Source organism: Shinella sp. HY16 (assembly GCF_028534175.1).
In the GTDB taxonomy this organism is placed as follows: Bacteria; Pseudomonadota; Alphaproteobacteria; order Rhizobiales; family Rhizobiaceae; genus Shinella.
This window is the reverse complement of the sequence record NZ_JAHYXL010000002.1, coordinates 251,824-263,034: the sequence shown is the minus strand read 5'-3', so window position 1 is coordinate 263,034 and position 11,211 is coordinate 251,824. Positions and strand designations below refer to the sequence as shown.

At 59.6% G+C, this 11,211-nt stretch carries 12 protein-coding genes and 2 pseudogenes; 8 read left to right on the top strand and 6 right to left on the bottom strand.

What is annotated here, in order from left to right; genetic code table 11:
• Positions 1 to 7 precede the first annotated feature (7 nt).
• Positions 8 to 262: pseudogene (locus K0P03_RS21470) on the bottom strand (IS110 family transposase); the annotation flags it as partial.
• A 41-nt stretch (positions 263 to 303) separates the two neighbouring features.
• On the opposite strand from K0P03_RS21470, the gene K0P03_RS35700 reads away from it, so the two are divergent.
• On the top strand, positions 304 to 738 hold the full coding sequence (locus tag K0P03_RS35700; RefSeq protein ID WP_367182433.1) for an asparaginase domain-containing protein: 435 nt from the start codon (positions 304 to 306) through the stop codon (positions 736 to 738).
• 98 nt (positions 739 to 836) lie between these two features.
• On the opposite strand, the gene K0P03_RS21465 is transcribed toward K0P03_RS35700, so the two are convergent.
• The 4 genes and pseudogenes from K0P03_RS21465 to K0P03_RS21450 all read right to left on the bottom strand — a co-directional run bounded on the left by K0P03_RS21465 (position 837) and on the right by K0P03_RS21450 (position 3,324).
• Positions 837 to 1,133 carry a type II toxin-antitoxin system RelE/ParE family toxin gene (locus tag K0P03_RS21465; protein WP_272790612.1) on the bottom strand — a complete coding sequence of 99 codons (297 nt, stop codon included), beginning with the start codon at positions 1,131 to 1,133 and terminating at the stop codon, positions 837 to 839.
• Positions 1,130 to 1,402, bottom strand: a pseudogene (locus tag K0P03_RS21460) (type II toxin-antitoxin system RelB/DinJ family antitoxin); the annotation flags it as partial. The gene K0P03_RS21465 and the pseudogene K0P03_RS21460, both read right to left, overlap by 4 nt.
• A gap of 143 nt (positions 1,403 to 1,545) precedes the next feature.
• Entirely contained in the window at positions 1,546 to 2,331 is a 786-nt protein-coding gene (locus tag K0P03_RS21455) for an IS5 family transposase (protein ID WP_272790611.1), read from the bottom strand.
• A gap of 120 nt (positions 2,332 to 2,451) precedes the next feature.
• Entirely contained in the window at positions 2,452 to 3,324 is an 873-nt protein-coding gene (locus tag K0P03_RS21450) for a zinc metalloprotease HtpX (protein WP_272790610.1), read from the bottom strand.
• A gap of 206 nt (positions 3,325 to 3,530) precedes the next feature.
• Here K0P03_RS21450 and K0P03_RS21445 point away from each other — a divergent pair, with 206 nt between their 5' ends.
• Entirely contained in the window at positions 3,531 to 3,803 is a 273-nt protein-coding gene (locus tag K0P03_RS21445) for a hypothetical protein (RefSeq protein ID WP_272790609.1), read from the top strand.
• 438 nt (positions 3,804 to 4,241) lie between these two features.
• Here K0P03_RS21445 and K0P03_RS21440 read toward each other — a convergent pair whose 3' ends face one another.
• Positions 4,242 to 4,778 (bottom strand): Crp/Fnr family transcriptional regulator, encoded by a 537-nt coding sequence (locus K0P03_RS21440; RefSeq protein ID WP_272790608.1) that lies wholly within the window; start codon positions 4,776 to 4,778, stop codon positions 4,242 to 4,244.
• A 114-nt stretch (positions 4,779 to 4,892) separates the two neighbouring features.
• Here K0P03_RS21440 and K0P03_RS21435 point away from each other — a divergent pair, with 114 nt between their 5' ends.
• The 6 genes from K0P03_RS21435 to K0P03_RS21410 all read left to right on the top strand — a co-directional run bounded on the left by K0P03_RS21435 (position 4,893) and on the right by K0P03_RS21410 (position 11,100).
• On the top strand, positions 4,893 to 6,287 hold the full coding sequence (locus tag K0P03_RS21435; RefSeq protein ID WP_272790607.1) for an ABC transporter substrate-binding protein: 1,395 nt from the start codon (positions 4,893 to 4,895) through the stop codon (positions 6,285 to 6,287).
• A gap of 96 nt (positions 6,288 to 6,383) precedes the next feature.
• Complete coding sequence (locus K0P03_RS21430; RefSeq protein WP_272790606.1) at positions 6,384 to 7,265, top strand: carbohydrate ABC transporter permease; 882 nt, start codon at positions 6,384 to 6,386, stop codon at positions 7,263 to 7,265.
• 132 nt (positions 7,266 to 7,397) lie between these two features.
• Positions 7,398 to 8,152 (top strand): IS5 family transposase gene (locus tag K0P03_RS21425; protein WP_443020527.1). Its coding sequence is split into 2 segments (ribosomal slippage): positions 7,398 to 7,739 and positions 7,742 to 8,152, totalling 753 coding nucleotides; the frame shifts between segments, so codons are not numbered across the junction.
• A 24-nt stretch (positions 8,153 to 8,176) separates the two neighbouring features.
• Positions 8,177 to 8,947, top strand: coding sequence for a carbohydrate ABC transporter permease (locus tag K0P03_RS21420; protein WP_272790605.1), 771 nt, complete (start codon positions 8,177 to 8,179; stop codon positions 8,945 to 8,947).
• A 9-nt stretch (positions 8,948 to 8,956) separates the two neighbouring features.
• Positions 8,957 to 10,039 (top strand): ABC transporter ATP-binding protein, encoded by a 1,083-nt coding sequence (locus K0P03_RS21415; protein ID WP_272790604.1) that lies wholly within the window; start codon positions 8,957 to 8,959, stop codon positions 10,037 to 10,039.
• The gene (locus K0P03_RS21410) at positions 10,039 to 11,100 is read left to right on the top strand and encodes an ABC transporter ATP-binding protein (protein WP_272790603.1); all 1,062 of its coding nucleotides are present in this window, start codon (positions 10,039 to 10,041) and stop codon (positions 11,098 to 11,100) included. Before K0P03_RS21415 ends, K0P03_RS21410 begins: the two co-directional genes overlap by 1 nt.
• Positions 11,101 to 11,211: the final 111 nt, after the last annotated feature.

Below are 11,211 nucleotides of genomic sequence, written 5' to 3'. Positions count from 1 at the left end.
AGCATAACTTTACGAACGGCTTTACATAAATCGGCGGTATCAGCCGGACGTTGTGACCGCAGCCTTGCGCGACGCGACCCCAGAAATGACTGGTGGCGCAGGCCTCCATCGCGACGATGCAGGGCGAATGCTCGATCAAAAGCTGCTGCAAACGTGCCCGAGAAAGAACTCGATTAAATAGAACCGCCCCGCCGCGATCCGTCGCGCAGACCTGAAAGCTACGCTTCGCGAGGTCAATCGCCAGAATGTAGACTGCTGTCATCTGCCTCTCCTCCGTAAGCGCCACCATGGCGCTGAGCAGGCATCATATGCCGATGCCGGCTGGAGGGGGCATCCACCCCATCAGTTCAAGTACTCGCAGACATCATCCCGATAAACTTCCGTCAAATCGATAGTACAGCGGTCAGCTGTCAGGATTGGTCGGAGCTTGCAGAAACATGCTTGAAAATCGCGGCGGACCCTGATGTTGGAGGTATCGTTATCGGGCATGGCACAGCTAGTCTTGAAGAGACCGCTTGGGCGCCATCACTGGTCCTGAAGGTGAAGAAGCCGGTGGTGCTGACAGGTTCCACCTCGAGGACCGATTCAGGCCTGGTCGTCGATAGCAACCAGAACCACAGATCCAGCATCATTGCGGGCAGTGACATAGGGCCTGTCAAAGCGAGAATACTTTTGGCGTTATGTCTTGCGCGAGGCGACAGCAGAGTCGAGATCGAACGACAGTTCACGTCCTTGTAAAATGTCCTCCACCGGCGGAAGCGCGCACGTTCCAGAGATGCTTCCCGCTCTTGAAAGGAATCGAACCGTCGCCTCCCCTGCGAGAACGCATTCACCAACTAAGCGGTAGATGTCCCATGTACCGGCCATTCCTGCGCGCCGTGGAGTACGCGAAGAATTCGAACCGTCGTCTCGATAATAGCGTAGGGAGCGAGGTATGGCGTTCCATGGATGACGAGTTCGCGTGTCCCGTCAATTCTACGCACGCGCCCGCTGGCAGAAAAATCGAGCAGGCGGCGGGCGGCGGCTACGATCCGTTTATCGATCAGGACGGCTGCTGCGGGATTATCTGCCTCTACGTATGTGGAGATGGTGTCGCGATTCGACATCGCAAACGCAGACCAAGTAAGTTTCACGATTCTGGCACACCAGCTTTCAGGCGGGCCGCCGCTCGACGTTTGGCAAAGTGCGCCTCCGCCTCGTCGTCCGATAAATCCGGTCGAGTATCGTTTAACGCTTCAAGCACCATGGTCCGAAACCAGGCGTCATGTGCTTCACTGCCACAAAGGAGTTCAAGAGGCAGCGCCCCCTCGTTAGCAGTCCGGGTGAGCTTAATACGAACCGCATCAGATACCGTGAGGCTCATGCTTTCAAGCACTGCGGAAGCACGGCCCCGGACTTCGGAACGAGAATGTAATGCAAGTGAATGACGTTTTCCAGATAAAGTTTCACGTCGTCATTCCCTGCTCACGGCTCTCTGAATAGCCATTGATGGGAGTCTAACCTCCATAGAAAATCAAAATGGGGAAGATCTAGGGTCCGGACTCACTAGAGCCACCAGATGACGGCTGCGGCGAGAGCGACGGCACCCATGAAGTTTTTGATGTTGCGATCGAAGCGGGTGGCGAGGCGACGCCAGTCCTTGAGACGGCAGAACATACGCTCGATGACGTTGCGCTGCTTGTAAACGGCGCGGTCGTACTCGTACTGGACCTTGCGATTTCGACGTGGCGGGATCACAGCCTCGGTACCGCGCTCGTCGAGCCACTCGCGCAGAGCCTGGCTGTCATAGCCCTTGTCCGCGACGAGCTGCGCGGTGGGCGGCAGGGCTTCGATACACAGCCTCGCCACCTTGCAGTCATGGACGTTGCCGGGCGTCAGGAGCAGGACGTGAGGGCGACCGAGCGCCCGGTACAAGTCCTGAGGCGGCAGTTTCGTCAGATCCTTGGCGATCTCTTTGACGATAGCGCGTCGGAGCGTCGGCGGAAGCCTGAGACGGATGGCGCCGAGCATGCGTGGCTCGGCCACGACGACGATACGATCGAATTCCTGCGCGGCATAGGCCCGCATCAACGTATCCAGCATCATGCCGGCAAATCGAGCTTCCTGCTCCTGAACGGGGTCGGAGTGATACTCCATGGCGGAGCGCCGCGTTCCTTTTGCGGTGACGCTTCGACCCGGCCGATCCGCCATGATTTCACTCAGCTTCTTGTGATCGATCTCGAAGATCAGGTCGTCCAACCGGTCGCCCGTTTCCGCATCGGGCCGCAGCTGGCGGATGATCCTGCCGTGCGATCCATCGGCTATAAGTATCCAGGTCCTGTTCGTTCTCATCGGCTTTGCCCTCGCTTGTAAGCGGTCATGGCGCATCGGACCGCCGCCAGTCGATACTTTCTCCATTTTGACGATGCCGCAGCAAACTGCGTTGATGCTCGTCAATCCAGGCCGATGCCTTCACTGCCTGTTCGACAAGCTCGACAAAGGGCGGCGAACCGAAGTGCGGTTTCCCCGGTCGCCCAACCGTCGCACACGCTCGCGCGTCAGAGGATGTGTGCGCAGAATGCGGAGATCGGGCATGCGCCGGCCAGGAAACCTCGACTCCCAAAGATTTCTTTCCGCGCCTTCCAGCTTCCAGAGGGCGGCAACAAGCGCCTCCGGATCGCCCATCAGCTCGGCCGCGGTCGCGTCGGCCTGAAACTCCCGCGTGCGCGACAGCGCGAGCTGCAACAAGCTTGCGATCGTCGGCGAGACAATCAGCAGGACGATGGTCATCCAGGAAACCGGATTGTGCTCGAGGGCGGTCAGCGGAATGTTGAGGAGCAGCAAGAGAATGCCGGCATTTGCGAAGATCCCAGCCACCCGCGAGAATGCGTCCGCCAGCGCCATGATGCGCAGGTCGTTGTTGCAAATATGCGCAATCTCATGAGCGATGACTGCGACCTGCTCGCGCGGCGTCAGCAGCGCCAGCAATCCTCTGGAAACCATGATGGCCGCATTGGAGGGTACGCCGACAGTGAGAGCCTGTGGCGCGGGGTTCGACAGATACCAGATACGCGGAGTCGCGAGTAGACCGGCGCGTTCAGAAAGCGCTCCCGCAGCTGCCTGAAGATCGTGCAATTCGCGAGGGGAGAGAACGCGGGCGCCATAGGCGTAAAGAATCAATCGAGGCGGCAAGAACGATGCAATCGTCGCCCCCAGCGCAACAGTGAGGAAGGCAGCGAGCATCCCGCTCCAGCCCATCAGTCCGTAGGCGGACAGGGCCACGACGAGCGCAAGGCCAAGCACGATCGCCGCCGATTGCAGCGCGTCGATCAGTCGTTTTCCCAAGGAAGTTCGCGAAGCCACTGTGTTTCTCGGCTCGTTGCTGGCATCAGTTGACTAAAACCGAGAATCGGCGCCGCCGCTTTGACCCCCGTCAATGCCGCGCGACGCTGCGCATGTATTTGTTTCAACACAAGCGACTGCTCTGATCCTCATCAAGGATCGCAGCCGCACGGCTTATCAAAGGAACTTTGCTTGCGAAGGGGGTCGCTATGCCGCTGACGTTGAAATCCGGATTTCTGACATCTTCGGGAGACGAAGGAAGGCTGCTGATGGACTCTGGCGCGGGGATCGTGGTTGTCGAAATCTCCCACCACGCGCTTGAAGCCGTTGCCGACCCGCCCCGCGCTGACGAATTCAGACTGCAAAAATATATCGACACGTTCAGCCGCATCGCCAGCGAGAAGTACGACGAGAAGCAGCTCAATCCGGCCGGGCACATCCGCGTGACGTCGAAGGACGTTCGGACGTGGCACCCCGCATAGGCGCAACACAACATGGCTATCGCGGTTCCCGGTCGGGCAATTGCCCAAAAGGCTTGCAGCAGAGGCTTCGCAATCAGCTTCGACCAAAGACGACCGACGCTGCTCGCCAAATCGAGCTTCTCTCATAGTTACATTCAAAGGATTTTTAGAGAATCGTCCGTCTATTGTGTGGCCGGTTGCGCATTCGTGGGCAGAGTGGAATCAACCGGCGCAGACGCCGGCGACGTGAAAAACGAATAACCAACCAAAGCCAGGATGATCACGACAGCGGCATAGACCGCGATCTTTGCATTCCTATTCATGATAACCTCCATGATAGAATAAAATAGCCTTCTAAGGTTCGGCACTGGAAAGCGCTTTGCCGTGGATCAATCCGCCCGTGAAATCGGAGAAGCGAACATCTCCTCGCGGGCTTCCTCCTCTGGAGAACCCTGCCGTCTATCCCAGCAATTTCGCCTCTTCGAGGATTTCGAGGTGGCGAGGCGTCAATAATCGGATGACGCCGTCCCCCTCAAGCGCCCGCAACATGCATGCGAGCCTCGTGGTCGAAGTACCGAGATAGGCGGCCAGCGCGGTCCGATTGATCGTCATCGTCGTAATGGGATGGTGCCGGATGGAGACGACCGTGCGGTCCGTATCGAACGGCCGATATATCAGGCGTAGAAGGTAGTATCTGAGTTTGTCGAAGGGGGTTCCGCCGATCAGCGCGATCTGGTCGAGGTTGAGCGAAACCTGCGCCGTCAACGCCGCGAGAATATCTCTCGCGAGAGACGGGTCGGAGATCAGAGCCTCGTTCAACTCCCTTTGACTGATAAATTGAACAATCGCATCGGAAATGGCTTCCATTTCGACAGCCTGATGTCGAGAAAGCGGGAAGTGGATGACCTCGTTCGGTCCGTAGAGATCGAGAAGGCGCGTGTTACCGTTTTCCTGCAGGCGGCAAAGGCCGACGGCGCCACGGATCACCACGCCCATGGCGAAGACATGATCGCCGCATTGAGACAAGCTCGCTCCGCACGCAAATCGCCTGGTATGTCCAAGCCCACATGATAGCCATCCCACACCATCGAGCGCTGACGCTATTGCGGGATGAGATTTGAACGACGGATCGAGGAGGAATTTCCCGCTCTTCCTCTTCCCGTGATCGGCGAGCCGACCGACCTGCACGCCAAGCAGTTCGAAACGCTGACCGGCGCCGAGGTCGATGTGGTGCACATCCCCTTCGGCGATCTCTACCAGCGCATCATGATCCCGTTCCAGACGCAGCAAGCGGCCTATGACGTGTTGTTCTATCCCTCACTCTGGATCGGCGACCTGCACGATTTCCTCGCCCCGGTTCCGCCGTCCTACAAGGAGGTCAGCGGCATGAAGGACGTGACGGCCAACTACAAGGACGTCGCGACCTGGGGCGACAAGATGGTTCAATATCCGGTGGACGGCGACCGCCATTATATGAAGTACCGTTCCGATATCTTCGACAATCCCGACATGCAGGCGAAGTTTAGGGTGGAGACCGGCAAGGAGCTGCGTGTGCCGCAGACATGGGAGGAATACAACGCGGTCGCGAAGTTCTTCTCCGGATGGGACTGGGCGGGTGACGGTCAGCCGCATTTCGGCAGCGCCGAAGTCACCAAGCGCGACGATTTGATGTTCTCGGCATTCATCAGCCGCGTGGCGGCCTATGCGAAGAATCCGAGCGTCAAGGGCGGATTCTTCTTCGATCTGGAAACCATGGAGCCGCAGGTCAACAATCCGGGTTGGGTCAAGGGCCTGGAAATGTTCATCGACGCGCAGAAGGCCTTCCCGCCGGGCGGCGGCAATTTCCGCCTCGGCGACGAGATCTTTTCGTTCGGCGGCGGGCAGACGCTTATGAGCTACTCCTGGGACGACGCCTTCATTCAGGCTCAGGAGGCAGACAGCCCGATCCGCAACAAGGTCGGGGCGGCTCCCCTGCCGGGCGCGCATGAGGTCTGGAACCGCACGACCGGTAGCTGGGACAAGTTCGAAACGCCGAACGCACCGCCCTACATCACCTGGGGTTGGACATCGGCGGTGGCGAAGGCTTCGAAGAACCAAGACATGGCCTTCGACTATCTCTGCTTTTTCTCCAACGAGGCCAACACCACGCTCGACCTGCAGATCGGCCGCTTTGGGGTGAATCCGTATCGCACCACCCATTTCGATCCGAAGTTCTGGCAGGACAGGCTTGGCTGGGACCAAAAGGTGGCTGAAACCTACGTCCAGACGCTGAGCGGCATGGATGACAGTACAAACCGCGTCTTCGACCTACGGGTGCCGGGCGTCAACCAATTCATGTCATCGCTCGCCAACGGTGTCGCCGAGGCCATGGCCGGCCAGAAGAGCGCGCAGGAAGCGCTCGATGGCGTTGCCGCCCAATGGAAGGAAATCCGCGACAAGATCGGCACCGATCACCTGCGGGAGGCCTATGCCAACGTCGTCGCGCTCGAGGATCGCGGGCGCTGAGGCGACGCTCCTCACTCATACCGGGTTTTCCGGAAGGCGGGGCGGTCTCGACGCCCCGCCAGACCCTTCTCTTGCAATTGAAACGGACGGCCCGTCATGGACCAGACAGGACTTCGGTTCTACAAATCATGCTTCCTGCTGCCAGGCCTTCTGGTGCTGCTGGCGATCATCCTCTTTCCGCTCATTTTCACCATCCGGGTGTCGCTTTCCGGCTGGGACGCCATCTCGCCGGGCCTCGATTGGGCTGGCCTCGTGAACTACGCCGGTGTCTTCGCCGATCGACGGTTCTGGGAGGCGATGTGGCGGCTTTCCGCGATGGCGGTCAGTACCGTCCTTATACAGTATGTACTCGGTTTCGCACTCGCACTGATCGTGTGGCGCGAGATGCATTTCCGACGGTTCTTCCGTGTCCTGTTCCTCATCCCAATGATGACGACGCCGGTCATCATGTCGGTGATCTGGCGTACGATCTTCCATGAATCGCTGGGTCCGGCGAACGACTTTCTCGGCCTGTTCGGCCTCGGTCCGTATCCGTGGCTCACGTCGGCGAACTGGGCGTTCGCGGCCGTGATGCTGGTGGAAATCTGGCAATGGACGCCGTTCATGTTCCTGCTTTTGCTCGCTGGCCTGCTCAGCTTGCCGCGCGAACCCTTCCTGGCAGCCGCGATCGATGGCGCCGGGCCGATCCGCACCTTCTTCAACGTCACCTTTCCCATGCTGGCGCCGGTCTCTATCGGGGCGCTCGTCATCCGCCTGATCGAGGCGTCCAAGCTTATGGAAACGGTTTACGTGCTGACCTCCGGCGGCCCCGGAACAGCCACCGAGACGGCCGGCTACTACATCTACATTCGCGGCTTGCGCGATTTTGAGATCGGCTATGCAGCAGCGCTTTCCATCACCTATCTCGTCGTCATGATCGTGCTGATGACGATCATCGCCAAGCTCCTCGTTCGTCTTTTCATCGGAAGGAGCGCTTGATGTCGCTGTTCTCCACCCTGAAATATGCTGCCATCCTCATTTGGAGCTCCTTCGTTCTAGGGTCCGGACCCAATAATTAGCTTTCCTTGAGCGCTGGGGCATGATTCATTGCCGCGACGAAAGGGCGGTGAGATGTCTGATTTCTTTTGGTTTTCCGATGCGCAGTGGGAACGGATCGAACCGCTCCTGCCAACGGATGTGCGGGGCAAGCCGCGCGTGGACGATCGTCGCGTGTTGAGCGGAATCGTCCACGCGCTGCGATGCGGTGGACGCTGGGCGGACTGCGCCGACGTCTATGGACCGAAGAAGACGCTCTACAATCGCTTCGTTCGCTGGTCCGAGCGCGGCATCTGGGAAGGCATCTTCAGCGCACTCGCCGGAGCCGAGGATGCGCCGGACAGATTGTTCATCGATAGTAGCTGCATCAAGGTCCACCGCTGCGCAGGCGGCGGAAAAGGGGGGCCATGGCTCATGGTATCGGCCGCACGAAAGGCGGACGGAACACCAAGCTCCATGCCGTCTGCGACGCGAAAGGTCGCCCTCACGTCCTGCTCCTGACGCCCGGCAACGTCCATGACTGCAAGGTGGCGAGGCTGTGTATCGAAGCCCTGCCGCCCACCGCGCAGCTCGTCGCGGACAAGGGCTATGACAGCCAGGCTCTGCGCGAGTGGCTCGACGAGCGCGGTACCGAGGCTGTGATCCCGCCACGTCGAAATCGCAAGGTCCAGTACGAGTACGACCGCGCCGTTTACAAGCAGCGCAACGTCATCGAGCGTATGTTCTGCCGTCTCAAGGACTGGCGTCGCCTCGCCACCCGCTTCGATCGCAACATCAAAAACTTCATGGGTGCCGTCGCTCTCGCCGCAGCCGTCATCTGGTGGCTCTAGTGAGTCCGGACCCTAGCTACCCTCATGTGGGCGCTGACGACAAGCTTCAAGACCGCGAACGGCGTCACCGGTGGCCCGACATATCTCCCCTGGGCTGGCTATGACCCCTCCCTTTCCGGCTGGCGCAGCCTGTTTGGCGGCGCGGGTGGCATCGATATCGCCCGTCCCTATCTCAACAGCGTGATCGTCACAGGCAGCGCGAGCCTGATTTCCATCATGCTGGGTACGCTCGCCGCCTACGGTCTGTCACGTTTCACCTATCGCGCCGGCTGCGTGAAGAATGCTGACATCGTCTTCTTTTTCATTTCCCAGCGCATCATGCCGCCGATCGTGCTCGCAATTCCCTTCTTCCTGATGCTGCAGTTCATCGGATTGCTCGATACGAAGATCGGCCTGGTGCTCGTCTACATCGCCCTTCTGCTACCGATTGCGGTGTGGATCATGGTGGATTTCTTCGACGGCGTGCCCCGGCAGATCGACGAAATGGCGATGCTTGACGGGTGCACGCCCTTCGAGGCTTTCCTTCGTGTCGTTCTACCGAATTCGCTTTCAGGCATTCTCGTCGCGGCGATGTTCTGCCTGATCTTCGGCTGGAACGACTTCTTCTTCGCCTTCACGCTGACCTTCACTGATACCCAACTCCTACCCGTGGCGGTGGTATCGCTCAATTCGTCGGTCACGCCGTGGTGGAGCCTTTCGGCCTCGGCACTGGTCTCCGTCGCTCCGCTGATCGTGATCGCGATCGTCGTCGAGCGACTTCTCTCGCGCGGCACGCTTGCCGGCGCTATCCGCTAGGAAGATCCCATGAGCTTAATCCTGAATTCCCTGTCGCTCCGCCGCAACGGCGACATTCATCTCAACGACATCTCCCTGACGTTCGACCGAGGCCGCCTGACAACCGTGCTCGGCCGCACGCTTTCCGGCAAGACGACGATGATGCGCGCCATCGCCGGCCTGCAGGATATCGACGACGGCGCGTTGACACGCGACGGCAAGCCGTTCGGCGACCTGCCCACATGGAAACGTGACGTCGCGATGGTCTATCAGCAATTCATCAACTACCCCCATATGAGCGTCTTCGAAAACGTCGCCTTTCCACTGCGCAAGCGCAAAATGGCCAGGCATGAGGTCGAGCGCCGCGTGCGTACCGTGTTGGAGACGGTGGGCCTCAGCGCATTTCCGGAGCGCAAGCCCGCGCAGCTCTCGGGCGGACAGCAGCAGCGTGTAGCGCTGGCGCGCGCGCTCGTTCGCGAAGCAGGCGTCCTTTTGCTCGACGAACCGCTGGTCAATCTGGATTACAAGCTGCGCGAGCAGCTACGGGAAGAGTTCCGCGGTCTTCTGGCGAACCAGGCGGATGCGACGATCGTCTACAGCACTACCGAGCCCGCCGAAGCCATGATGCTCGGCGATCGGCTCGTCGTCATGCACGAGGGGCGGGTTCTGCAATCGGGTTATCCACCGGTTGTCTATGCGTCCCCAGCTTCCGCACTGGTGGCGTGCATCGTGACTGACCCGCCGATGACGATCATGCCTGGACGACTGACGGAGGATCGCATCGTCTTCGAAGGCGGATTGGCCCTAACCGCCCCGACCCGATGGCCCGCACTGGTGGAGGGGAACTATCGTTTCGGCATCCGCGCAAACGAGATCGTACCGGTCGACGAAGGCGGCATCAACGGGCGCGTTACCTTTGGCGAAGTCTCCGGGTCGGAAACATTCCTACATGTCGCGACCGCGCTGGGGGAAGCCGTCGTGCAACTCGAAGGGGTTCACCGTGTCGAGATCGGCCGCCAGATGGGCCTTTCCGTTGCGCCCGAACGACTGTTCGTCTTCGAGGATCATGAAGAGGGTGCCTTGCTGCATGCGCCCGGAAAGGGAGAAAGCTGATGGCAACGATCCAGCTTGAACAGGTCGGGCATCGCTATGGGACAGCAGCCTATGCGCTGGAGAAGACCGACATCATCTTTGAGGACAGCAAGACCTACGCCCTGCTCGGCCCTTCGGGCTGCGGCAAGACGACGATGCTCAACATCATCTCGGGCCTGCTCTATCCCTCCGATGGCCGCGTGCTCGTCGGAGGCGAAGACGCCACACGCACACCGACCGCGAAACGCAACATCGCCCAGGTATTCCAGTTCCCTGTTATCTACCAATCGAAGACTGTGTATGAGAATCTTGCCTTTCCCCTGCGCTGCCGGGGCTGGGAGACGTCTCGTATCGAGCCGCGGGTGGCGGAAATCGCCGAACTGCTCGGACTTTCATCAAGGCTCGGCCAGTCATCGCGGCGGCTGACGGCGGACGAAAAGCAGCTGATCTCGCTTGGCCGCGGCCTCGTCCGCAACGATCTCTCCGCACTCCTGATGGATGAGCCTCTCACCGTCATCGATCCACACATGAAGTTCGACCTGCGCCGCCGCATCAAGCAGGCGAGCGACAAAACGCGTCACACAGTCGTCTATGTTACCCACGACCAGAACGAAGCGATGACCTTCGCCGATGAGGTACTGGTCATGAGCGCAGGGCGCGTCATCCAGCGCAGCACGCCGCAGGACCTGTTCGAGAATCCGCGCAACCGATATGTCGGCAATTTCATCGGCTCGCCCGGTATGAATTTTCTCGGTGTCGAACGCCGCGACGACCGGCTTTACTGGCAGGAGCACCTTCTGTTCAGCAACCAACGCCTTTCCGGGCTGAGGTCGGACCAATGCGTACGGATCGGCATCCGGCCGGAACATATCGCCCTCGCTGCAGAAAATGAGGAAGGCATTTCTGCTGTCGTGCAAGGCGTGCAACATCAGGGCAGCGTCAATGTCATAGACATCGCCGTTGGAAACGAACAGCTGAAGCTGAAAATCGCCAGCCGCATCGCCATCGGCCCGACAATCCTCATCACCTTGCCGTCGTCAAGAATGCGCGTCTATGTGGATGATGCGCTGCTTGATCTGTAGGAAGTAGCGTTGTGTCTGGATGGCGCCCGCTTGGCAATGTAGTTTTGGAAGATGCTGAGCTTGCGGGTCAGGTGCAGTTACTATTTTGGGGCCGAGTGGGGTTTGTACGCT

What these genes read in the sequence shown, in the direction of transcription:
- K0P03_RS21435 (WP_272790607.1), top strand. Translation starts at nt 4,893, where the DNA reads ATGAGATTTGAACGACGGATCGAGGAGGAATTTCCCGCTCTTCCTCTT.
- K0P03_RS21415 (WP_272790604.1), top strand. Translation starts at nt 8,957, where the DNA reads ATGAGCTTAATCCTGAATTCCCTGTCGCTCCGCCGCAACGGCGACATT.
- K0P03_RS21440 (WP_272790608.1), bottom strand. Translation starts at nt 4,778, where the DNA reads ATGGGCGTGGTGATCCGTGGCGCCGTCGGCCTTTGCCGCCTGCAGGAA.
- K0P03_RS21420 (WP_272790605.1), top strand. Translation starts at nt 8,177, where the DNA reads ATGTGGGCGCTGACGACAAGCTTCAAGACCGCGAACGGCGTCACCGGT.
- K0P03_RS21430 (WP_272790606.1), top strand. Translation starts at nt 6,384, where the DNA reads ATGGACCAGACAGGACTTCGGTTCTACAAATCATGCTTCCTGCTGCCA.
- K0P03_RS21410 (WP_272790603.1), top strand. Translation starts at nt 10,039, where the DNA reads ATGGCAACGATCCAGCTTGAACAGGTCGGGCATCGCTATGGGACAGCA.
- K0P03_RS21445 (WP_272790609.1), top strand. Translation starts at nt 3,531, where the DNA reads ATGCCGCTGACGTTGAAATCCGGATTTCTGACATCTTCGGGAGACGAA.
- K0P03_RS21455 (WP_272790611.1), bottom strand. Translation starts at nt 2,331, where the DNA reads ATGAGAACGAACAGGACCTGGATACTTATAGCCGATGGATCGCACGGC.